This window comes from Bartonella melophagi K-2C, from assembly GCF_000278255.1.
In the GTDB taxonomy this organism is placed as follows: Bacteria; Pseudomonadota; Alphaproteobacteria; order Rhizobiales; family Rhizobiaceae; genus Bartonella; species Bartonella melophagi.
This window is the reverse complement of record NZ_JH725081.1, coordinates 266,778-290,767: the sequence shown is the minus strand read 5'-3', so window position 1 is coordinate 290,767 and position 23,990 is coordinate 266,778. Positions and strand designations below refer to the sequence as shown.

Annotated in this window: 19 protein-coding genes; 5 read left to right on the top strand and 14 right to left on the bottom strand. The window is 36.6% G+C overall.

Going from position 1 to position 23,990, the window contains the following annotated elements; translation table 11 throughout:
* Nucleotides 1–20 precede the first annotated feature (20 nt).
* The 8 genes from lpdA to ME3_RS01105 form a co-directional block, all read right to left on the bottom strand.
* A complete protein-coding gene (lpdA, locus tag ME3_RS01140; protein ID WP_007476339.1) occupies nt 21–1,427 on the bottom strand; it encodes a dihydrolipoyl dehydrogenase in 1,407 nt (468 codons plus the stop codon).
* Between the two features lie 32 nt (nt 1,428–1,459).
* Nucleotides 1,460–2,656: a 2-oxoglutarate dehydrogenase complex dihydrolipoyllysine-residue succinyltransferase gene (gene odhB, locus ME3_RS01135; protein ID WP_007476337.1), complete on the bottom strand. Its 1,197-nt coding sequence runs from the start codon at nt 2,654–2,656 to the stop codon at nt 1,460–1,462.
* Between the two features lie 33 nt (nt 2,657–2,689).
* Entirely contained in the window at nt 2,690–5,680 is a 2,991-nt protein-coding gene (locus tag ME3_RS01130; protein ID WP_007476334.1) for a 2-oxoglutarate dehydrogenase E1 component, read from the bottom strand.
* A gap of 142 nt (nt 5,681–5,822) precedes the next feature.
* Nucleotides 5,823–6,725 (bottom strand): succinate--CoA ligase subunit alpha, encoded by a 903-nt coding sequence (sucD, locus tag ME3_RS01125; protein ID WP_007476332.1) that lies wholly within the window; start codon nt 6,723–6,725, stop codon nt 5,823–5,825.
* Between the two features lie 3 nt (nt 6,726–6,728).
* Entirely contained in the window at nt 6,729–7,925 is a 1,197-nt protein-coding gene (gene sucC / locus ME3_RS01120; protein WP_007476330.1) for an ADP-forming succinate--CoA ligase subunit beta, read from the bottom strand.
* Between the two features lie 82 nt (nt 7,926–8,007).
* On the bottom strand, nt 8,008–8,973 hold the full coding sequence (gene mdh / locus ME3_RS01115; RefSeq protein ID WP_007476328.1) for a malate dehydrogenase: 966 nt from the start codon (nt 8,971–8,973) through the stop codon (nt 8,008–8,010).
* 273 nt (nt 8,974–9,246) lie between these two features.
* Nucleotides 9,247–10,425, bottom strand: a complete 1,179-nt coding sequence (zapE, locus tag ME3_RS01110; RefSeq protein WP_039952434.1) for a cell division protein ZapE — start codon at nt 10,423–10,425, stop codon at nt 9,247–9,249.
* 76 nt (nt 10,426–10,501) lie between these two features.
* Nucleotides 10,502–11,029 (bottom strand): AprI/Inh family metalloprotease inhibitor, encoded by a 528-nt coding sequence (locus ME3_RS01105; protein ID WP_007476324.1) that lies wholly within the window; start codon nt 11,027–11,029, stop codon nt 10,502–10,504.
* A 308-nt stretch (nt 11,030–11,337) separates the two neighbouring features.
* Here ME3_RS01105 and dapF point away from each other — a divergent pair, with 308 nt between their 5' ends.
* The 5 genes from dapF (at nt 11,338) to ME3_RS01080 (ending at nt 16,400) form a co-directional block, all read left to right on the top strand.
* Nucleotides 11,338–12,189, top strand: a complete 852-nt coding sequence (gene dapF / locus ME3_RS01100) for a diaminopimelate epimerase (RefSeq protein WP_007476322.1) — start codon at nt 11,338–11,340, stop codon at nt 12,187–12,189.
* Complete coding sequence (gene mtaB / locus ME3_RS01095) at nt 12,189–13,475, top strand: tRNA (N(6)-L-threonylcarbamoyladenosine(37)-C(2))-methylthiotransferase MtaB (RefSeq protein ID WP_007476320.1); 1,287 nt, start codon at nt 12,189–12,191, stop codon at nt 13,473–13,475. Before dapF ends, mtaB begins: the two co-directional genes overlap by 1 nt.
* A 14-nt stretch (nt 13,476–13,489) precedes the next feature.
* Nucleotides 13,490–14,710 (top strand): signal recognition particle-docking protein FtsY, encoded by a 1,221-nt coding sequence (gene ftsY, locus ME3_RS01090; RefSeq protein WP_007476318.1) that lies wholly within the window; start codon nt 13,490–13,492, stop codon nt 14,708–14,710.
* Nucleotides 14,707–15,390: a septation protein A gene (locus ME3_RS01085; protein WP_007476316.1), complete on the top strand. Its 684-nt coding sequence runs from the start codon at nt 14,707–14,709 to the stop codon at nt 15,388–15,390. The genes ftsY and ME3_RS01085 overlap by 4 nt, the downstream gene beginning before the upstream one ends.
* A 527-nt stretch (nt 15,391–15,917) precedes the next feature.
* Nucleotides 15,918–16,400: a hypothetical protein gene (locus ME3_RS01080; RefSeq protein ID WP_007476314.1), complete on the top strand. Its 483-nt coding sequence runs from the start codon at nt 15,918–15,920 to the stop codon at nt 16,398–16,400.
* Here ME3_RS01080 and ME3_RS01075 read toward each other — a convergent pair whose 3' ends face one another.
* From ME3_RS01075 to rho, 6 genes are read right to left on the bottom strand one after another with little or no spacing between them, the layout of a single operon-like run.
* Nucleotides 16,401–17,309, bottom strand: a complete 909-nt coding sequence (locus tag ME3_RS01075; RefSeq protein ID WP_007476312.1) for a ParB/RepB/Spo0J family partition protein — start codon at nt 17,307–17,309, stop codon at nt 16,401–16,403.
* A 50-nt stretch (nt 17,310–17,359) separates the two neighbouring features.
* Complete coding sequence (locus ME3_RS01070) at nt 17,360–18,157, bottom strand: ParA family protein (protein WP_007476309.1); 798 nt, start codon at nt 18,155–18,157, stop codon at nt 17,360–17,362.
* A gap of 6 nt (nt 18,158–18,163) precedes the next feature.
* Nucleotides 18,164–18,811 carry a 16S rRNA (guanine(527)-N(7))-methyltransferase RsmG gene (gene rsmG, locus ME3_RS01065; protein WP_007476307.1) on the bottom strand — a complete coding sequence of 216 codons (648 nt, stop codon included), beginning with the start codon at nt 18,809–18,811 and terminating at the stop codon, nt 18,164–18,166.
* Nucleotides 18,811–20,679 (bottom strand): tRNA uridine-5-carboxymethylaminomethyl(34) synthesis enzyme MnmG, encoded by a 1,869-nt coding sequence (mnmG, locus tag ME3_RS01060; protein WP_007476306.1) that lies wholly within the window; start codon nt 20,677–20,679, stop codon nt 18,811–18,813. The genes rsmG and mnmG overlap by 1 nt, the downstream gene beginning before the upstream one ends.
* Before the next feature lie 45 nt (nt 20,680–20,724).
* The gene (gene mnmE / locus ME3_RS01055; protein ID WP_007476304.1) at nt 20,725–22,032 is read right to left on the bottom strand and encodes a tRNA uridine-5-carboxymethylaminomethyl(34) synthesis GTPase MnmE; all 1,308 of its coding nucleotides are present in this window, start codon (nt 22,030–22,032) and stop codon (nt 20,725–20,727) included.
* 32 nt (nt 22,033–22,064) lie between these two features.
* Entirely contained in the window at nt 22,065–23,330 is a 1,266-nt protein-coding gene (rho, locus tag ME3_RS01050; RefSeq protein ID WP_007476302.1) for a transcription termination factor Rho, read from the bottom strand.
* Nucleotides 23,331–23,990: the final 660 nt, after the last annotated feature.

Here is a 23,990-nt window from a genome sequence, read left to right as displayed (position 1 = left end):
ACTCTTTTACAAAAATTTTCTTAAGTATGAAGTGGCTTAGAAAATGTCGCTAAAGCTGCTTCTCGTACCGCTTCTGATAAAGTGGGGTGTGCATGGCAACAACGGCCCAAATCTTCTGATGAACCACCAAATTCCATCAAAACCGCAATTTCATGAATCATCTCACCCGCACCAAATCCGAGAATGTGTCCACCCAATACTCGGTCTGTCTTTTTATCAGCAAGAATCTTAACAAAACCATCACTTTTCTGCATCGCGCGTGCACGTCCATTAGCCATAAAAGGAAATTTCCCAACATTATAGTCAATTCCGGCAGCCTTAAGCTCCTCTTCTGTTTTACCTACACTGGCAATTTCTGGTTGCGTATAAACAACACCGGGAATAACATCAAAATTAACATGACCTTTTTGACCAGCCAAAATTTCAGCCACAGCAATGCCTTCTTCCTCAGCCTTATGTGCTAACATCGGGCCTTTAATGACATCACCAATTGCATAAATTCCTGGAATATTGGTTTGCCAGTGCTGATCAGTTACAATACAACCACGTTCATCTAACTGAACACCTACCTCTGCTAAACCAAGACCCTCAACATACGGATGACGCCCAGTTGCAATCAAAACAACATCTGCTTCCAGAACTTCTTCTGTACCACCTTTAACAGGCTCAAAAATCACTTTAGCAGTTGATTTAGATTTAGTAACAGTCTTAACTTTCGCACCAAGTTTATATTCAATTCCTTGTTTTTCCATCAATTTTTGGAACTGACGCGAAATTTCACCATCCATTGATCCTAAAACTTTATCAAGAAATTCAACAACAGTAACCTTTGCACCCAAACGGCTCCACACTGAACCAAGTTCTGAACCAATAACACCTGCACCCACAACAACCATACATGTTGGAACTTTTTCAAGCGCAAGTGCTCCTGTGGAAGATACAATAACCTTTTCATCAATTTCAACATTGACACCTGGAATACTCGAGCTATCTGAACCTGTAGCAATAACAATATTTTTTGTTGCAATTGTTTGTTGGCTACCATTCTTAGCGGTAATCTCAATTTGGCCTGCATTTAAAATCTTTGCTGTACCAAAAAAAGTATCAATTTTATTTTTCTTCATCAAAAAAGAAATACCACTCGTATTAGCCGTTATAACGGTTTCTTTATGCTCCATCATCTTTTTAAGATTAAGCTTAGGTTTGGAGACAGAAACACCAAGTTCTTCAAAACCATGCTGCGTTTCAGCAAACACCTCCGAAGCATGTAACAATGCCTTAGAAGGGATACAACCAACATTGAGACAGGTACCACCCAACGTCGCACGCTTTTCAGCAATCGCGACTTTAAGACCTAATTGTGCCGCTTTAATCGCCGCAACATAACCACCTGGGCCCGCTCCAATCACAACAACATCATAAGACATTCGTTTTTCCTTTCATCCCCAAAACTGCACTTCTACAAATCAAGAACAAGACGTTCCGGATCTTCTAAACTTTCCTTGACACGTACAAGGAAAGTTACAGCCTCTTGCCCATCGACAATACGGTGATCATAAGAAAGCGCTAAATACATCATTGGGCGGATCACAATTTGTCCCCCAATAACCATTGCACGCTCTTTAATCGCATGCATTCCTAAAATGCCAGACTGTGGTGCATTTAAAATTGGCGTCGACATTAATGACCCATAAACACCACCATTGGTAATAGTGAATGTCCCACCCTGCATATCAGAAACAGCCAATTTTCCCTCACGAGCAAGGCGCCCTAAACGGCCAATTTCTTTTTCAATCTCTGAAATTGACATTTGGTCTGCGTCACGAACCACCGGAACAACAAGCCCTTTATCTGTTCCAACTGCAATTCCAGCATTGACATAGTTTTTATAAACAATATCCGACCCATCAATCTCAGCGTTAACTGCAGGAAGTTCTTTTAATGCGTGGCAAACGGCTTTGGTAAAAAAGCCCATAAAGCCAAGCTTAACATTGTGTTTCTTTTCAAAAAGATCTTTATAACGCTTACGCAAATCCATTACTGCAGACATATCAACTTCATTAAATGTCGTTAACATAGCTGCTGTATTTTGTGCATCCTTAAGACGACGAGCAATTGTTTGACGTAATTTTGTCATACGAACACGCTCTTCACGCATTTCATTGGATGAAGAAACCGGCACAAAAGCATCTGCTCCTGTTTTTTGCATTAACGCATCAAGAACATCTCCTTTGAGAATCTGTCCACGTTTTCCAGAACCTGAAATTTTATCTTTTTCAATATTATTTTCAGCCATCAATTTTGCTGCCGAAGGAGCAGGAGGCGTTGCACTACCCAAAGAAGATGAAGCTGGTCCAGACGCTGCAACCGGGCTTGGTGCAGAAAGAGAAGATGCAGATAATGACGAAGCACCAACAGTTCCCGCTTCAATCAACCCTAAAAGAGCATTCACTTCAACTGTATCGCCTTCTTTTGCAAGAATTTCTAATAATTTCCCCGTAACAGGTGCAGGAACTTCAACCGTTACTTTATCAGTTTCTAATTCAACCAAAGGCTCATCTACAGCGACAGCTTCACCACACTGTTTAAACCATTTGCCAATTGTTGCTTCAGTAACCGATTCGCCCAAAGTAGGAACACGGATTTCACTAGCCATAATATTTTTCCATACGTCAGAGTAATAATTAAGTTAAGAACCCAACGCGTCTTCAAGAAACGCGGCAAGTTGTTCAAGATGTTTAGACATTAATCCAGCAGCTGGCGATGCACTCGCAGGGCGCCCAGTATAACGCGCACGCGAATATTTTGCATTAATATGGGTTAAAACCTGTTCTAAGTAAGGCTCAATAAATGACCACGCTCCCATATTTTTGGGCTCTTCCTGGCACCAAACAATCTCAGCTTGTAAAAAGCGTGATAGCACATCCATTAAAGCTTTCGCTGGAAAAGGATAAAGCTGCTCAACGCGAAGCAAATAAACATTATCAATTCCCCTTTTTTCACGCTCCTCATAAAGATCATAATAAACCTTACCCGTACAAAGAACAACACGGTGGATCTTATCATCTTTTTGTAATTTAATCGCAGAATCTTTAAGACATTGCGCATCATCAAGCAATAAATAGTGGAAATTTGTCTTTGGCCCTATTTCGCTTAAAGAAGAAACCGCTCGCTTATGACGCAAAAGTGATTTAGGCGTCATCAAAATCAATGGTTTCCGGAAATCGCGTTTAATTTGTCTCCGTAAAATATGAAAATAATTTGCAGGAGTTGTACAATTAGCAACCTGCATATTATCTTCCGCACAAAGTTGAAGATAACGCTCCAAACGTGCCGAAGAATGCTCTGGTCCTTGACCCTCAAAACCATGAGGTAACAAACAAACAAGACCAGACATACGAAGCCATTTATGCTCTGCAGATGAAATAAATTGATCAAAAATGACCTGTGCACCATTAGCAAAATCACCAAATTGTGCTTCCCAAAGCGTTAAACCACGTGGTTCAGCAAGTGAATATCCATACTCAAAACCAAGAACCGCTTCTTCAGAGAGCATGGAATTTACAACTTCATAAAGTGCTTGCTCTTTTTGTAAATTGTTCAAAGGAATATAACGTGTTTCATTTTCTTGGTCATAAAGAACTGAATGACGTTGCGAAAAGGTCCCACGTTCAACATCTTCACCAGAAAGACGAATTGGTGTTCCCTCTAAACAAAGTGAACCAAAAGCTAAAGCTTCGGCTGTTGCCCAATCAATTCCCTCACCGGTCTCAAACATTTTAGCACGATTGTTTAAAAAACGCTGAATAGTTTTATGAACATGAAAACTTGATGGAACCTCGACAAGCTTTTGTCCAATTTCCTTTAAAGTTTTTAACTCAACGCCTGTTGCACCACAACACTGTTCTTCAGTATCACTAGCCGCTTTCAAGCCTGACCAATTTCCATCAAGCCAATCAGCTTTATCAGGATTATAAGAAGCACCTGCTTCAAATTCAACCTCAAGCTTATCACGCCATTTTTTCTTTTGTTGCTCAATTTCTTCTAAACCAACAACTCCTTGCTCTACCAACTGGTCACTATAAAGTTGAACTGTTGTCTTGTGGTTACGAATTGCTTTATACATAAGAGGTTGCGTGAAAGAAGGCTCATCGCCCTCATTATGTCCATAACGGCGATAACAGAACATATCAATCACCACCGGCTTATGAAAGGTTTGACGGAACTCTGTTGCTATTTTTGCCGCAAAAACAACCGCTTCAGGATCATCACCATTCACATGAAAAATTGGTGCACCAATCATCTTTGCAATATCCGATGAATAAGATGAAGAGCGCGAAAAGCGCGGATTAGTTGTAAATCCAATCTGATTATTGACAATTACATGGACAGAACCCGCAACACTATAACCTTTTAAACCTGAAAGACCAAAAGTTTCCTGAAGAACTCCTTGCCCCGCAAAAGCTGCATCACCATGAATTAACACAGGCATTACTTTTGAACGTTCACTTAATGGAACAACATCAGTGCGTGTAGGACCAATAAGTTTATCTTGTTTAGCGCGCGCTTTCCCAATAACAACCGGATCAATAATTTCAAGATGAGATGGATTGGATAAAAGCGATAAATGAACCTTTTGACCATTAATTTCACGGTCAACTGAAGCTCCTAGGTGATATTTTACATCACCCGATCCTGCCACATCATCAGGCTTATAAGAGCCACCTTTAAATTCATGAAAAATAGCCCGGTGCGGTTTTGCCAGAACTTGTGAAAGAACATTTAAACGGCCACGGTGAGCCATTCCAATAAGAATTTCCTGCACACCTAAAGCATTTCCACACTTAATAATTTGCTCAAGAGCAGGAATAAGCGCCTCACCACCATCAAGACCGAAACGCTTTGCTCCTTTATATTTTGTATCCAAAAACTGCTCAAAACCTTCCGCTTCTATGAGCTTGCTAAGAATAGCTTTTTTGTCTTCCTTTGTGAAAGCACTCTGTTTATCTTGCCCCTCAATACGCTCTTGAATCCACGCTTTCTGAGCAGGATCAGAAATATGCATATATTCCACACCAATTGTTGAACAATAAACACGATTGAGAATCTCAAGTATCTGGGGAATAGTTGCGTACTCTAACCCTAACACATTATCAATAAAAATCGGGCGCTCATAATCTGCAGAACTAAAACCATAAGTCTCTGGAGACAGTTCTTTATAATCCTCAGATTTTTCTGCTAGTTGGAGTGGATCAAGCCGTGCACGAAGATGCCCATGTGTCCGATAAGCACGGATCATTATAAGCGCCTGAATAGAATCTCGAGTCGCCTGAATAATATCTTGTTTGCTAGAAGCCGCCCCTTTTTGTACAGCGGCTTTTTGCTTTAATTTATCACCTAAATGCTTTTCAAGAGCAGACCAATCGCCATCTAAAGCACAAACCAACTCCCCACTTGCCTTTAACGGCCAATGACTACGTCGCCATGTTGCCCCTTCAGCATTTTTAATAACATCTTCTTTATTGTCCTGAAAACTCTCAAAAAAAGTACGCCATTGTTCATCCACATTAGTGGGATTTTTTTCATATTCGGCATAAAGCTGATCTATATAATCTGCATTTCCACCATACAGAAACGACGTTTGCGCAAAAAGACTATTTATCTCATTCTGCCTTGTCATATATCTTCCCGGAACATCCCGTTCCGTCTCCTTAATATATCCACATTACTTTTAACTTAAGAGTCGAGATATTGTAAAAAAAATTTTTTACTTTTTGGTTTATCTGGATAGATACGAAGACTCACCCAGATAAAACTTTCTTTTATCCCTTCAAAACTGAAACCAAAGTCTTACCAATTTGTGATGGTGAAGGAGAAACACGAATTCCAGCAGATTCCATTGCAGAAATTTTATCTTCTGCACCACCTTTACCACCGGAAATTACTGCACCAGCATGACCCATTGTACGACCAGGAGGAGCTGTACGACCAGCAATAAAACCAACCATCGGTTTTTTACGACCTTTTTTAGCTTCATCTTTGATAAATTGTGCCGCCTCTTCTTCAGCGGAACCACCAATTTCTCCGATCATAACAATAGACTCGGTTTCATCATCAGTCAAAAACAGTTCCAATACATCAATAAATTCAGTTCCCTTAACAGGGTCACCTCCAATACCAATAGCAGTTGTTTGCCCAAGATTTTCACGACTTGTTTGAAATACTGCTTCATAGGTTAAAGTTCCCGACCGCGAAACAATACCAACAGAACCCTTCTTAAAAATAGAACCAGGCATAATACCTATTTTACATTCATTAGGTGTGAGAATACCCGGGCAATTAGGACCAATTAAGCGAGATTGTGACTGCTCTAATTTAGCCTTAACCCTAACCATATCCATAACCGGTATACCTTCTGTAACACAGACAATTAAACCGATTTTGGCCTCAATAGCCTCTATAATAGCTGCAGCAGCTCCTGTAGGGGGCACATAAATAACAGAAGCGTCAGCACCTGTTTTTTCTTTACCTTCTGCAACACTAGCAAAAATAGGGAGAGTTTCTCCCTTTGATCCTTCCCATGTTTCACCCCCTTTTTTAGGGTTAATACCACCAACCATTTGTGTACCATGATAAGCAAGCGCCTGTTCTGTGTGAAACGTTCCCGTTTTTCCTGTAAGCCCTTGAACTAAAACTTTTGTATTTTTATTGACAAGAATCGACATAACTTAAGCTTCCTTCACGGCTGTAACAATCTTCTGAGCAGCATCATCCAAATCATCAGCAGAAATAACATTCAAACCACTACTATTGATAATCTCTTTACCATGCTCAACATTGGTGCCTTCAAGACGAACAACTAAAGGAACTTTCAAACCAACATCCTTAACAGCAGCAACGACACCTTCAGCGATAACATCACAACGCATAATTCCACCAAAAATATTGACCAAAATGCCTTTAACATTCGGATCAGCCGTAATAATTTTAAAAGCAGAAGTAACCTTTTCTTTTGAAGCACCACCACCAACATCAAGGAAATTGGCTGGCTCAGCTCCATAAAGTTTGATGATATCCATCGTTGCCATAGCAAGGCCCGCACCATTTACCATGCAGCCAATCGTACCATCAAGAGCGATATAAGCAAGGTCATGTTTCGATGCTTCGATCTCTTTTGGATCCTCCTCTGAAATATCACGTAACTCTAAAATATCTGGATGACGAAACAAAGCATTATTATCAAAAGAAACTTTCGCATCAAGAACACGCAAATGACCATCTTTCATGACAATAAGTGGATTGATTTCAAGAAGACTCATATCCTTTTCACAAAAAGCTTTATAAAGAATAGGAAAGAGTTTTTCGCCATCTTCACGCGCACTATCATGCAAATCTAATGCATCACAAAGCTTCGCACAATCCACAGAAGTAACACCCTTTACATAATCAATGGGAAGAGTGAGTATCTTTTCTGGTGTTTCCTCAGCAACCGTTTCAATGTCCATGCCCCCTTCTGTTGACACAACAAAAACAACTCGACCAACTGTACGGTCAATCAAAAGTGAAAGGTAAAGTTCTCGTTCAATGTTAGCACCATCTTCAATATAAAGGCGGTTAACTTGCTTGCCTTCTGCACCTGTTTGTTTGGTTACCAAAGTCTTACCAAGCATTTCTTTTACATTAGCAACAACTTCTTCAACCGATTGTGCAAGCCGAACACCACCCTTTGCGTCAGAGCCAAGTTCTTTAAACTTCCCCTTACCACGACCTCCAGCGTGAATTTGACTTTTTACCACATAGAGTGGCCCCGGTAATTTCTTCGCCCACTTTTCAGCCTGCTCTACAGAATAAACAGCCACACCGTTTGCAATTGGTGCACCATATTCGTGAAGTATACGTTTGGCTTGATACTCATGAATATTCATTCGTTTTCCCTTTTCTTTTATGGACTACTAAATCAACCCTCAAACACTTAAAGCATATTAATTTTAAGCGTAGAATTGAGCTTTATTTTTTAAGATTAGGTGCAATAGAAATGCAAATCTCACAAAGCTTTTGCACTGCATCGACTGACTTTTCGAAAGCATCTTTTTCACCTCCATTAAGATCAATTTCAATTACTCTTTCAACACCACCAGCACCAATAACAACAGGAACACCAACATACATATCTTTAATGCCATATTCACCTGAAAGATAAGCAGCAACAGGAACAACACGCTTAGTATCTTTCAAATAAGCTTCGGCCATAGAAACGGCAGAAGAAGCTGGCGCATAAAAAGCAGAACCTGTTTTGAGCAAATTTACAATTTCCGCACCGCCATCACGTGTACGTTGAACAATTTGATCAAGTTTTTCTTGAGTTGTCCAACCCATCTTAACAAGATCAGGCAAAGGAATACCACCAACAGTCGAATAGCGCACCAAAGGCACCATTGAATCACCATGTCCCCCTAAAACAAACGCTGTTACATCTTTAACAGAAACGTTAAATTCTTCAGACAAGAAATAACGAAACCGTGCTGAATCAAGAACACCAGCCATACCAACAACTTTTTGCACCGGAAGACCTGAAAATTTCTGTAATGCCCAAACCATTACATCAAGAGGATTAGTAATACAGATAACAAATGCTGAAGATGCATATTTTTTAATTCCTGCACCAACCTGTTCCATGACTTTTAAGTTAACTCCCAAAAGATCATCACGACTCATACCAGGCTTGCGCGCAACACCTGCAGTTACGATAATAACATCAGCTCCTTTAATTGCCTCATAAGCATTAGAGCCTGTTAAATTAACATCAAAACCATCAACTGGAGAGGATTCAGCTACATCGAGAGCTTTACCCTGTGGCATCCCTTCCATAATATCAAATAAGACGGCGTCACCAAGTTCTTTAAGCCCAATCATATGTGCTAAAGTACCCCCAATCATACCGGAGCCAATAAGAGCTATTTTCTTTCGTGCCATTTTTTCTTTCTCAATTTTTATCAGATAACCAAGCGCAAAATTCCCAACGCCAATAAGATTGAATATTTCCTCTAGATTTATCAAAAATGGGAAAGTATGAAATTAATCACATTTCTCTCTTCATTGACATAAAATCCCTCTATAAATCAAAAATTAGAAATTTATTGCATTTTACCGATAAGATGAATCTTAAAAAAATACAATAGATTATTACAATACTTTTAAATTCAAAGAACTATTATTTTTATAGTTTACCTAAAGACAAGGTAATAATCATTTTATTTTATCCAAAAACTGTTTTTTCCAAACATCTAGATAGTCTTGGCTTTGCATTTCAAAAAGACGTGATTGTATTCTTTGAAACTCAAATGTTTCTGTTGTTTGCCAGTACCCTTGATATAAATCTTCAAGTTCTGCTGCCATCGACATAAACAGTCTTATGTGGCGTTCATAAAGGGTATCAATAAGTAAAATAAATCGTTTTGTTTCATTGCGATGTGTATCATCCATCACCGGAACATTATCAATAAAAACTGTATGATAACGCTCTCCTAACGCTAAATACTCAGCCGCTGCCAAAGGTTTTGCACACAGATCTTGATAATCAAAGCGTACACACCCTGCACCAGAACGTGCAATATGAATAAAGCGCCCCCTTACAGATAGAGTATCAGACACTTCTTTTTGACCTTGCAGCACAAACTCCCATGCTTGATCCATGCTTGCATCTGCCGCAGGCCCTAATGGTGTTATATACACATGGTGTAGATTTGACTTTTCAAGACGATAATCTGTTTTTGCATTAAGATTAACAACGTTAACATGGGTCTTTAAAATTTGAATAAAAGGCAAAAAAAGCTCTCGATTCAAACCATTACGATAAAGCTCATCAGGAGCAACATTCGAAGTGGCAACAAAAATAACCCCATGATCAAACAAAGCTGTAATAAGGCGGTAGAGTACCATAGCATCTGCAATATCTGTTACACTAAATTCATCAAAGCAAAACACGCATGCTTCTTGTGCAAGATCTTTTGCAACAGCTAAAATAGGATCATCTTGTTTAGTTTTTGTACATTTAAACATCTGACGATGTATTTTGGTACGTTCATGGACATCAGCCATAAAATCATTGAAATGGGTGCGCTTTTTACTGCCTTGCGGTAAACAAGAGAAAAACAAATCCATCAACATGGTTTTGCCACGCCCTACTTCACCATAAATATATAACCCTTGAATGCGACCATGATTACCATCTTGTTCTGAAATACACAAACGGGGTTGTTTTTTGCTTTTAAAGTAACGCCAGAATGTCCAGAACTGAAAAGTATTTTGCGCCGAAATTTCTTGCAGCAAACAATCAAAATATTTTATTAAAGCTAATTGAGCTGGATCCGAATTAATTTCTCCTTTGGAAACTAAACTTTCATAGCGCGTCGAAACTAAAACCATCCAAGCATCTCCTTTGAAATCATTTTCAGTAAAAGAAAAATTCACACACATATTTATGAATAATTTTTCTTTTTTATCAACGGCTTAAAAAAACTGGCTGGTTATCAAATGTACGCCCCTCAAAATAATTCTCATTGGTGGAATAAAAAGCAGCTACAGCGTGCCCTGAGTCATCATAGAAATACAATCTCTTTCCCTTGACAGCCCATGATTTAACTCCGGAAAATATTTTTGGACAAAGTAAAGGACCAGCACGGTACCCTTGACCAAATTTCGTCTGTGGGGTTGCAATTCGGCAAACCTTACCGTTTACAGACAAGTTCCACACACCAGCAATACTGGCAGGAAACAAATCAACAGTATTACCTGGTAGCTCAATATTCGCTTCTTGTATTTCACTACTAGGATATTCACTCTCACTTATTGAAGAAACAGGCGTTTCAATTTCTGGGAGATCAGATTCTATTACAGATTCCGACATCTGCTGAACAGGATAAACAACTTCTCGTGCGTTACCATTATTCCCAAATCGGGATGTTGAACAACCACTTAAAATAGTTATAGCTGATAATGCAATGAAAGCTGAAATTCTTGAAAAGATCATATTTTACTCCTTCCCATAATAATAACCTCCCATAAGTAATAATAAATGGACGTACTCAAAAGACGTGAAAGCACTCTTATATGTACTACCATTTATATGTACCATTATATTAAGATAAATTAATAAATAAAAAAAACTCGTGAAATAAAGGCAAAAAACATGGAAGTGCGATGAAAATCATCAATCTCTAATAATAATGCCTCTTCTTATTTAGTTTTATCTTGAACAAATACTAGTAATCTGAAAGATTTTCAGTCATATATTGCCTTATTGTGCTTATCATTTACCACTTAAAATAGAGAAACCTTATGAAGATACCTTTCAGCAAAATGAATGGTCTTGGAAATCAAATCATTGTTGCTGATATGCGTGAAAGCGCACATAACATAACACCACAAGCAATTTTTACCTTAGCTGTAGATCCCCAAACACATTTTGATCAAATTATGGCTATTCATCCACCAATTCAAAATGATACAGACTTTCGCATCGAAATATGGAATGCTGATGGTTCAATAGCAAAAGCCTGCGGTAATGGTACACGTTGTGTTATCGAATGGCTCTCAAATCACACCCTTAATAAAAGCTTTCGATTAGAAACACCTGCCGGAATTGTTGAAGGTGAACGCCAAAGTAATGGTCTTATTTGCGTTGATATGGGGTGTCCACATCTTAATGCAAAAGATATGCCTGTTTCACGCGAAATAGCCGATACTAATCATGTAAAAATAACTGCCGGCCCCCTACAAGATGCCTGCCTTGTATCTGTCGGAAATCTGCATGCTATTTTTTTCGTTGATCACAATATTCAATCTATTCCATTAGAAAAATATGGACCAAAGCTTGAACATGACCCACTTTTTCCAGAACGGTGTAATATTTCTACTGCTTTTGTAACATCACAAAAAAGTCTAACCTTACGCACATGGGAGCGGGGAGCTGGATTAACAAAAGCATGTGGGAGTGCTGCTTGTGCTAGTGCTGTAGCCGCTTACCGACGTGGATTAACTGAACGCCATATTGATGTAAATCTACCAGGAGGAACACTTGCTATTCATTATCGAGAAGATAACCATATTGTCATGACAGGTCAAGCAGAATATGAATTCAACGGTCTTTTTGATCCTTTAACAGGAGCTTATGAAAAGGATTATTCCTGATGGCTATAAAAATTGTAACATTTGGTTGTCGACTTAATAGTTATGAATCAGAAGTCATTCGTGAAAAAAGCGCTTCTGCTGGTCTTGATAAGCTCAAAGGTGATGCCATTATCTTTAACACTTGTGCTGTCACTGCTGAAGCGGTGCGACAAGCTAAACAGGCTATCCGTAAAGCTAAACGTGAAAATCCTTATGCCCGTATTGTTGTAACAGGATGTGCAGCTCAAACAGAAGCAGAAAATTTTGCTCTTATGACAGAAGTGGATTTTGTTTTAGGGAATGAAGAAAAACTCCATACCCATTCCTATCGTCAATTTCCTGATTTTGGCATAAATCACGATGAAAAATTGCGTGTTAATGACATTATGGAGGTGCGCAACATTGCCCCACACATGGTTGGTGCAATAGAAGGACGTACGCGTGTTTTTGTACAAGTGCAAAATGGATGCGATCATCGCTGTACATTTTGCATTATTCCTTATAGCCGTGGACCATCACGCTCAGTTCCTATGGGTACTATCATTGAACAAATTAAAAAGTTTATAGGCAATGGTGTTCAAGAAGTAGTTCTCACAGGTGTTGACCTTACAAGTTATGGTGCCGATTTGCCAGGAAAAGCCTCGTTAGGAAAATTAGTTTCAGCCATCTTGCATCATGTACCTGATTTACCACGACTACGTCTTTCATCAATCGATTCTATTGAAATAGATCAAGAATTAATCGATCTCCTAGCTTATGAAAAAAGAATAATGCCCTACCTGCATTTATCTTTACAAGCTGGCAGTAATATGATTCTAAAACGAATGAAACGGCGACATTTGCGTGAAAACGCAATCCAGTTTTGTCAAGACTTACGTGCTAAACGCCCTACAATGGTTTATGGTGCCGATCTAATTGCTGGTTTTCCAACCGAAACAGAAGAAATGTTTCAAAACAGTTTAGCTTTGATCGATGAGTGTAATTTAACGCATCTTCATGTCTTTCCCTTTAGCCCAAGAAAAGGAACACCTGCTGCCCGTATGCCTCAAGTTAACCGCGAAATAATAAAGATTCGTGCAGAAAAGCTCCGTAATGCAGGAAAAAAAGCCTATCAAAAACATCTTGCTCATTTAAAAAACAGTCAACAAATAATCCTTGTTGAAAAAAACGAGATTGGACGAATTGAAGATTACACACTCACACACATCAAAGGTACTAAAGCTGGAACAATCATTAAAGCCCTTATTATTGGCCATGATGGCAATAAATTAATCGCTGAACATACTAAATGGAATGCAGCTTATTAAATAGGAAAGCTCTTATGACACAGTCTTTTATCAAAAAAATATTCTCTTTCCGTAAACCTAGAGAGCAAACTACCAAACAAAAACAAGCTCCTGCCCTTCATGAAATTTATACAGCTGATACAGCTGAACAAACCACAAAAAATAATCACGCTTTTACATCTGAAAATACCCATATTGAAAAAGAAAAGGAAACACCAACACAGAACAGTGAAAAATTTTCATCTTTTGAATCTCTTTCTGGAAAAGTAATTGTCACTGATACAATTAAAGAAAAGACAATTGAAGAACACTTACCTCCCTTACCTATTGAAAAAAAAGAAGCATGGTTTGAGCGTCTTAAAAAAGGATTATCTCTTTCTTCTCAGCAATTAAGTGATTCCCTTGGTGCATTTTTTGTTAAAAAAAAACTTGATGAAGACACATTGCAAGAATTAGAAAATATTCTTATCCAAGCAGATCTTGGTGTAGAAACAGCCACACACATTACCGACATCTTAGCATCCAGTCGTTACGAGAAAGATTTATCTCTAAATGATCTTTATACTATCATGGCTGATGAAATCAAAAAAGTTCTTGAACCTGTTGCTATCCCGCTGGAACTTGATCTTAGTCATAAACCTCATGTTATTTTGCTGGTAGGTGTCAATGGAACAGGAAAAACAACAACTATTGGAAAATTAGCTGCTAAATTAGCAGAAGGCGGGCTGAAAATTACGTTGGCTGCTGGTGATACATTTCGTGCTGCAGCCATTGAACAATTACATATTTGGGGTGAACGTACAGGAGCTAATGTTATTTCAACTAAACTTGGTGCAGATGCTGCTAGTTTAGCTTTTGATGCTTATGAAAAAGCAAAAAAGGAAGAAAGTGATATTTTAATTATCGACACAGCTGGACGCTTACAAAATAAAAGTGAATTAATGGATGAATTAGCAAAAATTATTCGTGTTTTAAAGAAACATAATCCTCAAGCACCCCACACAGTCCTTCAAACACTTGATGCAACAACCGGGCAAAATGCACTCAATCAAGTAGATATTTTCCATAATGTTGCTAATGTTAATGGTTTAGTTATGACAAAACTTGATGGTACTGCACGAGGAGGAATTCTAGTCGCCATTGCAAATAAATATAAATTACCCGTTTATTTTATCGGTATAGGAGAAAAGATTGAGGATCTTGAACCTTTTTCTGCCTCTGATTTTGCTAAAGCTATTGTAGGAAAATCTTCATGAAACACTCTAAATCTAATTCATCCAATAACCCCGATCTGAAGAATATCAAAAACAGTCGAGAAATATCCTGTTCACCAACACTTAAACTTCTCTTAGAAATGGGTCCATTAGTTGTTTTTTTTCTTGCCAATTATAAAGGGCAATGGCTGATTAATAATATTGGACTCTTTAAAAACTTTAACAAACCTATTTTTCCTGCAACTGCTGTTTTTATGATAGCGATTATTATTGCTTTAAGCTTATCATGGTTCATTATGCGCAAAATTCCCATAGTGCCACTTATTTCAGGGATATTCGTTTTGGTCTTTGGATTTTTAACTCTTTGGCTTCATAATGACACTTTTATCAAAATGAAACCCACAATCATCAATAGCTTATTTGCGCTTATTCTCTTTGGTGGCCTATTGTTCAAAAAACCACTATTGCGTTATGTTTTTGATTCTACTCTTAAAATGAACGATACAGGATGGCAAAAATTGACCTATCGGTGGGCATTTTTTTTCGTTTTTCTTGCTGTTCTAAATGAAATAATTTGGCGTAATTTCAGTGATAATTTTTGGGCTAGTTTTAAAGTATTTGGTGTTATGTCCATAACTCTCATATTTATGCTATCACAAATAACTATCATTATGAAACATTCAACAGCCCCTTTGATAAAAAAGGATAAATCTAATTCTTAAGCAGAAATACCTATTATCATTGAATGATTTTATAAATTCTTGCCCAGTATTATTTATAAAGAAAGTTTATGTTAATCGAGCAATTTATTTATAGGAAAAATTTTTGATAAGCTTATTCATTCATAAAAATATAATTTAACTTGATTTTCTGAAGACAAAGAAATCCACAATACCAACTTATCATTGGTATATATTCTTTCAAAAAGGCGTTATAAATATTAGAATCTAAGAAAGATTCGGCAGCTTCTTTGCTGAAACATTTTTTTATTATAGTCATAAAGATATTAAAATTAATGCCCTTTTTGCATTAATTACTGATCCATACTTATTATCTAAAGAATGGAAAAATCTTTTTTGTCACAATGCAACAATGCTATAATCCTACTAGCGATTTTAGAACAAGAAAAATTATAAATTCCTTTCATTACTGGAATGAATAATATTTTGGAGAAAAATTTTACCAACAAAAAAAGCAAATAAAAAAAAGTTTTTGCTGAAAACTGTAAAAGAAGGGAATAGTTCTAACCATGTTGAAATTTGCATTGTATGCGTTTTTTATTTTACTCTCTCCTTTTGCAACATATGCTCAAAAAACAATAACAAATGAAACAGATTATCATTCTATTATAACATCTACTCTTCCCTTAAATATCGTTGCTAATTATCCTTTAACAGAAGATTTTCTTGTAAAAATGGAACAAATTAAAATAGAAGTTGCGGATTTACCCGCAGAACCAGATGCACCTGGTACTGGAAATGATAATAGTATCGAAGGGCTTGTCGCTTCTGTATCTGGTCGACCAAAATTTGTTGGCGTTTTAGAAAAACATAATATTACACCAAGAGAGTATGTTATTGGTTTTATGGCACTTCAAGCAACATTAGCTGCAGTATCAGCACTTGACGACAACGATAATTTTGATGAAAAAATTACTTTATCTCAAAGTAATCTAGAATTTGGTCAAAAACATATCAATCGAATTCGTGCTCTTTTGTGGACTATTTACTGATTAGCTTTGTAAACGCCGACAAATATCATCTAATTCTTCTAGTGAAGAATAATGTATTTTTAAATCACCACCATCTTTACCGTGTCGAATGGCTACTTTCATTCCGATCATATCAGTCAATAATTTTTCTAAAGATTTTGTTTCCGTATCTTTTTCCACTAAAGTTCGTTTTTTAAATTTAGGACTTGCCTGTTCATGTGTAAGCACTTCTGCCTGACGAACAGAGAGTCCTTCATGAATAATCTTTTCAGCTAAATCTTGTGGATTGTTGACGGTAATGAGGCAACGTGCATGACTAGCTGAAAGTTGGCCATCAATCAAAAATTTCTGTACTTCTGGTGGAAGTTTTAACAAACGAAGAATATTTGTAACATAACTTCGGCTTTTTCCAATAACTTGTGCCAAATCTGCCTGAGTATAACCATGTTCATTAAGCAACATTTCATATCCCATTGCTTCTTCAATAGGATTAAGGTCAGCACGTTGAATATTCTCAATAATAGCTAATTCTAAAGCTGTCTTATCATCTACATCGCGAATAATAACGGGTAATTGATTTAAATTGGCTCGTTGTGCAGCACGCCACCGTCGCTCACCAGCGATTAATTCAAACCGACCGGGATGATGAGGTGAAGGCCTTACAAGAACAGGTTGAACAACACCATGTTGACGAATTGATTGAGCTAAATTTTCAAGTTCTAAATCCGTAAAGTGACGTCGTGGATTATTGGGATTACGTGAAATAAGTTCAATAGATACCAATCGTTCAGAAACGATAGAATCCATATTTGACTTCATTGTGAATCTTGCAGAATTTAATAGATGTGCAGGATCATTATTTAAACTGACATCTCCGATTAATGCTGCCAATCCACGACCTAGTCTTTTTTTTGATTGATCATCATTCATGATTTTACTCTTTGAACTAACTTCACAATAAATTACTTTTCTCACGCTTTTTAAGCAGCAGTTTTTGCTTGTTTTTCGCGTTGAATAACCTCTGTTGCCAGTCGTAAATAGGCCTGACTACCAGCACATTTAAGATCATAAAGTAATACCGGTTTACCAAAAGAAGGAGCTTCAGAAACACGTACATTACGTGGAATAACAGTACGGTAAACCTTTTCTCCCATAAAAGAGCGTACATCTTCAGCAACTTGATTTGAAAGGTTATTACGTCCATCGTACATCGTTAAAACAATACCTTGAATTTCTAGAGATGGATTTAGAGCATACCGTACTTGTTTTACTGTTTCAAGCAATTGGCTTAAACCTTCAAGTGCTAAAAATTCGCATTGCATTGGCACCAAAACAGAATCTGCCGCCCCCATAGCATTTAATGTTAAAAGATTAAGTGAAGGAGGACAATCAATTAAAATATAACTGAATTTTTGAGACACCATCTGATCATCACACAGAGCTTTGCGTAACCGCTGAATACGATCTTGCGATGAAGCAATTTCCATTTCAACACCTAAAAGATCGAGTGTAGAAGGTACAATATACAAATTAGGTACAACTGTTTTTAAAGCAGCATCTACCACAGAGATTCCAGAAATTAAAACATCGTAAGAAGATAAAGGACGACTATTACGATCAATTCCAAGTCCTGTACTTGCATTACCTTGTGGATCAATATCCATAATAAGAATATTTTCACCTATAGCTGCCAAAGCTGTTGCAAGGTTAATAGCTGTCGTTGTCTTACCCACCCCACCTTTTTGGTTTGCAATAGCGATAATTCGTGTTTCGCTCATTTTGCTTTACCCTTTACATGATCGAACATGAGAAATTTCTAAGATAACAGAGCTTGTATCAATTTTACTTTTATGTTTTAGCAGATCAAAATGCCAATTGGCAGAGGCATTTTTTATTTCTGTCATATAATCCCGACCTTTTTGAAAAAGAGCAATTGTTTTTTGCGTTAACAAAGGAGATAAAAGTTGTAAAAGAACATCCAACGAAGCCAAACCTCTCGCAGTTATAACTTCTGGCTTTTTTATTTTCTGATATACATCTTCAATTCTACAATGATGAACTGTTGCTGGAAGATCCAGATGAGCAATGACTGTTCGTAAAAAAGCTACTTTTTTTCCATTGCTTTCAATCAAATCAATATGTCCTCCTTCCTTATTTTTGAGAAGAATAGCAATAACAATTGCGGGAAAACCCCCTCCTGATCCAAAATCACACCAATGCAAACACTGATTATGTAAAGGATAAATCTGAGCAGAATCTAAAATATGACGCGTCCATAAAACTGGTACTGTCGCAGTAGATATTAAATTAATGCGTTTATTCCATTGAATTACAAGAGATTCGAATCTCATTAAATTTTCTATCGTTTCACGTGAAACAGAAGGAACTAGATTTAAGAGATCCTGATATTTTTGTTCTATCAAGAAAGTCATTAAGCTGATTTTGCCTTTTCACGTTTTTGACGCTGAATAGATGTAATAATTAATGATAATGCTGCTGGTGTCATACCGTCAATTTTTTGTGCATCAGCAATTGAACGTGGCGATACTTGTTGAATTTTTGTTTTTAATTCATTTGAAAGACCAGAAATTGCTTGAATATCAAGAGAAGTAGGAATTTCTAAACATTCATCTCGTTGAAGAGCAGCAATATCTTGTGCCTGTCTTTCTAAATAAACTGCATATTGCGCTTCAATTTCTAGGGCTTCAACGGTTTTAGTATCGATTGATTGCAATTGTGGCCAAAAAGACGAAAGACGTGCTATACTCATACCAGGATGAGCTAAAAGATCATAAGCCGATCGTCGAATTCCATCATGATTTATATGTAACCCATGAGTAGATGCTTCGTTAGGAGTCAAAAAGAGTTTTTGGCAAAGTGATCGTGCTTGATCAAGACATTTTTGTTTATGCTGATAGAAGTTCCATCGAGTATTACTAATAATACCCCATTGTTGTGCTAAAGGAGTTAAACGAGTATCAGCATTATCAGCGCGTAGAGATAAACGAAATTCTGCCCGTGATGTAAACATTCGATAAGGTTCGCAAACCCCGCGTGAAACTAAATCATCGATCATAACACCAATATAAGCTATTGAACGGCTTAAAATAATTTCCTTTAAACCAGCTACTTGACGGGCAGCATTAAGCCCTGCCAAAAGTCCTTGTGCTGCAGCTTCTTCATATCCTGTTGTACCATTAATCTGACCTGCTAAAAATAATCCTGGTAAAGATTTTAATTCTAAAGCTCTGGTAAGTTGTTTTGGATCAACAAAATCGTATTCAATAGCATAGCCCGGCTGTAAAATTGTTACATTTTCCAACCCTTCAATAGTTTTTAAAAAAGAAATCTGTATATCCTCAGGAAGAGAGGTAGAAACACCATTTGGATAGATAACATTACTATCTAATCCTTCTGGTTCTAAAAAAATCTGATGTCCATCTCTTTCACCAAATTTAATAATTTTATCCTCAATTGAAGGACAATAACGTGGTCCAAGCCCTTCAATAGCTCCTGAATATAAGGCAGACCGATGTATATTTTCATTAATAATTTGATGTGTTTGCGCATTTGTACGTGTGATTGCACATTCAATCTGAGGTTGCTTTATTTTTTCTGTTAAAAAAGAAAAAGGTACTGGATATTCATCAGCTTGTTGTTTGGGAAGTATCTCCCAACGAATTGTCTTTTTACTAAGACGAGGGGGAGTTCCTGTTTTTAATCGTCCAAGCTTTATATCATATTCTTTCAAGCACTCAGCAAGTTGCATACTTGATTGTTCACCCATACGACCGGCATGCCACGTTTTATCACCAATATGAATAAGACCACGTAGAAATGTACCTGTTGTTAAAACCACAGCTTTAGAAAAAATATTCCCTTGTTTTTTTAAACAAACACCTGAAACATGACCATTCTCAACAATTAGATTAATAACTTCATCTTCAATGAGCTTTAAATTTTCTTGCTTTTGTAGAAAACCTTGAATTGCTTTTTTATATAATTGTCGATCAGCTTGTGTGCGTGGTCCTCTGACTGCTGGTCCTTTACGTCGATTAAGAAGTCGAAATTGTATTCCAGCAGCATCCGCAGCCTGCCCCATTAAACCGCCCAAAGAATCTATTTCACGAACGAGATGTCCTTTTCCAAGTCCGCCAATAGCAGGGTTGCATGACATTGTGCCAAGTTCTAATATTTGATAAGTAACAAGTGCTGTTTTTGCTCCAACACGTGCTGAAGCTGAAGCAGCCTCACAACCGGCATGACCCCCTCCAACAACAATAACATCATACAACTGCATTTGTTTTATTCCATATCAAACTATCTAAAGTTTCACGTGAATCATTTATTTACCAACACAAAATTGTGAAAAAATAACATCAAGTAAATCTTCAACATTAATATCACCAGTGACTCGTCCAAGTGCATCACTTGCACGACGAAGATGTTCTGCACGTAAACTTAAATCAAGAGAAATATGATTTATTGAAGCATCAATTTCTTTAACAGCTTCTTTTAATAATTGGAGTTGTCTTTTTTGTGCTGAAACAACATTACCAATTTCAGCAACACGATGCAGACAAAATGATTCTATTTCCTTTACAAAATAATCAAAATTTAAGCCACTTAATGCTGAAAACTGTATAAACCAACGTGTTTTATCTCCTTTATAAAGATCAAGTTTATTACCAACACGCCATATTTCAGCTGATGTTTTTGGTAAATGAATTTCTTGAGGATTATTCATATCATCAACCAAAATAACTAAATCAGCATCTATAATATGTTGTTTTGCAGTTTCTATACCTAATTGTTCAACTTTACTTTCTGTTTTTCTAAAACCAGCAGTATCTGTTAAAAAAACTGGTAAACCGCCAAGTATTAATCTAATTTCTAAAGCATCACGAGTTGTTCCTGCTTCTTCTGTCACAATAGCAACAGGTCTTCCAGCCAAACGATTAATAATACTTGATTTTCCAGAATTTGGAGCACCTACAATAACAACTCGCAATCCATCACGTAAAATATTTGCACGTTCTCCTGCAGCAATATGTTCACAAAGAGAACAGCTAAGTTTTTTCATATTTTTCCAAATTTTATCAGATATAGAATCTGGAATATCGTCTTCATCAGAAAAATCAATTTCTGCTTCTATTAAAGCACGTGCTGTTATAAGCTCATCACGCCAACTACGATAAAGTTTTGTTAAATGTCCACTTGTACCTATAACAGCTAAACGTCTTTGACTTTCTGTTTCTGCTTCTATTAAATCAACAAGAGCTTCTGCTTGAATTAAATCTATTTTTCCTTCAGTAAATGCTCGACGAGAAAATTCACCCGCTTCAGCAATACGGCACTCAGGAAATCCAGATAATTCATCTAAAAAACGATTAACAACTGCCTTACCTCCATGTAAATGGAATTCTGCACAATCTTCACCTGTAAAACTATGAGGACCAGGAAAAAAAACAGTTAGAGCAGAATCTAAAAAGCTACCGTCACGTGCAATAAGATTACCATAATGCATAAATCGCGCTTTAGGTAAACAACCACAAAGCGTTTTAACAATATTCACAACATCAGGACCAGAAAGTCGAACAACCGCAACCCCTGAAGGCAACAATCCACTTGAAAGTGCAAAGATTGTATCCACAGGACTAATCCTATTTTAAAACCATGATACTTCTAAGTGTTCATTGAATCAAAAAATTCACTATTATTTTTTGTCTGTTTCAATTTATCAATTAAAAATTCAATTGCATCTGTTACATTCATAGGTGCCAAAATACGACGAAGTACAAAGATCTTATGTAAATCTTGACGAGCTACTAAAAGATCCTCTTTGCGTGTTCCTGACTTTAAAACATCCATAGCTGGGAAAATACGCTTATCAGCAACTTTACGATCAAGAACGATTTCTGAATTACCTGTTCCTTTAAATTCTTCAAAAATAACTTCATCCATACGACTACCTGTATCAATCAAAGCCGTTGCGATAATAGTTAAAGATCCACCTTCTTCAATATTGCGTGCTGCACCAAAAAAACGTTTAGGACGTTGTAAAGCGTTTGCATCAACACCACCTGTTAAAACCTTACCTGATGAGGGAACAACCGTATTATATGCACGTCCAAGACGTGTAATAGAATCAAGGAGGATAACAACATCACGTCCATATTCAACTAAGCGTTTAGCTTTTTCAATAACCATTTCAGCTACTTGTACATGACGTATTGCTGGTTCATCAAAGGTAGAAGAAATTACCTCCCCTGTTACAGAACGTTGCATATCTGTTACTTCTTCTGGACGCTCATCAATCAAAAGAACGATAAGATAACATTCAGGGTGATTAGTTGTAATAGAGTGAGCAATATTTTGTAGTAAAACCGTTTTTCCTGTTCGAGGAGGTGCTACAATTAATCCTCTTTGGCCTTTTCCTAACGGAGATATTAAATCAACAACTCGTGATGACATATCCTTATTTGTAGAATCTTGCATTTCCATTTGAAAACGTTCATTTGAATAAAGAGGTGTCAAATTATCAAAATGAATTTTATAGCGGATTTTCTCAGGATCTTCAAAATTAATTGTATTAATCTTAAGAAGAGCAAAGTAACGCTCTCCCTCCTTTGGCCCACGAATAGGACCTTCAACCGTATCTCCTGTTTTTAAAGAAAAAGACTGAATTTGTGCAGGAGAAAGATAAATATCGTCAGGCCCTGGAAGATAATTAGCATCAGCAGATCGCAAAAATCCAAACCCATCTTGTAAAACTTCAACAACACCTTCCCCAATAATCTCTACGTCTTGTAAAGCGAGTTTTTTCAAAATAGCAAACATTAATTCTTGTTTACGCATTAATGAAGCATTCTCAACCTCTAATGTTTCAGCAAAAGTAACAAGTTCAACGGGGTTTTTACTTTTGAGCTCTTGTAGTTTCATTTCTTGCATGAAATATTCTCTTTAATTAAAATGGGGAATTGTTTTTGAATAAAAAATTCAATGAATTTATGAGAAATTTGAAGAATAAAATATTCTTATTTAAGAAATAAATATTATACACTTAACTCTTTTAAACTGCAAGTGTTACTCTGTTAGCTTGGATTTGTGTTTAATAAAATAATAATAATAAAAGTAATAATTATGATTAAGTTTGGAAATTAAATAAATACTATAAAAATAACTTATCTTGCTTAAATGAATAATCTTAAATTTTATTTTTTTATTATTATGCATATATTTTAAATTTTAATTTAATAATTATTATCTATATAATAACAATAGAGATTTATACTTTATTTTATTGTAATTGGAATATTAATCACTATAATTTTAAAAAAATCTAAATTAAAATATAGTTTTAAAAAAGGATTCTTCTTATTAAAACCTGTGTTTAATGTGGATCATTAGTTATACTGTTTCGTCCTCAGTTTTATCCACAAAGAAGAGAAAAAAAAAGTAAATAATAAAAATACTTTAGAAATATTATCCCCATTCTTTTTTAGAAGAGAAATTTATTTATCACAGTCGTCTAGTTTGTGCATAATAACAAAATATTTTTTAAAAGTTTTTATTTTATAAATAAATTGTGAAATTCTATGCACATTTCTT

Coding starts and splice junctions, on each gene's coding strand:
- ME3_RS01080 (WP_007476314.1), top strand. CDS start 15,918: ATGTTGAAATTTGCATTGTATGCGTTTTTTATTTTACTCTCTCCTTTT.
- ME3_RS01085 (WP_007476316.1), top strand. CDS start 14,707: ATGAAACACTCTAAATCTAATTCATCCAATAACCCCGATCTGAAGAAT.
- zapE (WP_039952434.1), bottom strand. CDS start 10,425: ATGGTTTTAGTTTCGACGCGCTATGAAAGTTTAGTTTCCAAAGGAGAA.
- sucD (WP_007476332.1), bottom strand. CDS start 6,725: ATGTCGATTCTTGTCAATAAAAATACAAAAGTTTTAGTTCAAGGGCTT.
- ME3_RS01070 (WP_007476309.1), bottom strand. CDS start 18,157: ATGAGCGAAACACGAATTATCGCTATTGCAAACCAAAAAGGTGGGGTG.
- rho (WP_007476302.1), bottom strand. CDS start 23,330: ATGCAAGAAATGAAACTACAAGAGCTCAAAAGTAAAAACCCCGTTGAA.
- ftsY (WP_007476318.1), top strand. CDS start 13,490: ATGACACAGTCTTTTATCAAAAAAATATTCTCTTTCCGTAAACCTAGA.
- odhB (WP_007476337.1), bottom strand. CDS start 2,656: ATGGCTAGTGAAATCCGTGTTCCTACTTTGGGCGAATCGGTTACTGAA.
- mnmG (WP_007476306.1), bottom strand. CDS start 20,679: ATGCAGTTGTATGATGTTATTGTTGTTGGAGGGGGTCATGCCGGTTGT.
- rsmG (WP_007476307.1), bottom strand. CDS start 18,811: ATGACTTTCTTGATAGAACAAAAATATCAGGATCTCTTAAATCTAGTT.
- ME3_RS01130 (WP_007476334.1), bottom strand. CDS start 5,680: ATGACAAGGCAGAATGAGATAAATAGTCTTTTTGCGCAAACGTCGTTT.
- ME3_RS01105 (WP_007476324.1), bottom strand. CDS start 11,029: ATGATCTTTTCAAGAATTTCAGCTTTCATTGCATTATCAGCTATAACT.
- ME3_RS01075 (WP_007476312.1), bottom strand. CDS start 17,309: ATGAATGATGATCAATCAAAAAAAAGACTAGGTCGTGGATTGGCAGCA.
- dapF (WP_007476322.1), top strand. CDS start 11,338: ATGAAGATACCTTTCAGCAAAATGAATGGTCTTGGAAATCAAATCATT.
- sucC (WP_007476330.1), bottom strand. CDS start 7,925: ATGAATATTCATGAGTATCAAGCCAAACGTATACTTCACGAATATGGT.
- lpdA (WP_007476339.1), bottom strand. CDS start 1,427: ATGTCTTATGATGTTGTTGTGATTGGAGCGGGCCCAGGTGGTTATGTT.
- mdh (WP_007476328.1), bottom strand. CDS start 8,973: ATGGCACGAAAGAAAATAGCTCTTATTGGCTCCGGTATGATTGGGGGT.
- mtaB (WP_007476320.1), top strand. CDS start 12,189: ATGGCTATAAAAATTGTAACATTTGGTTGTCGACTTAATAGTTATGAA.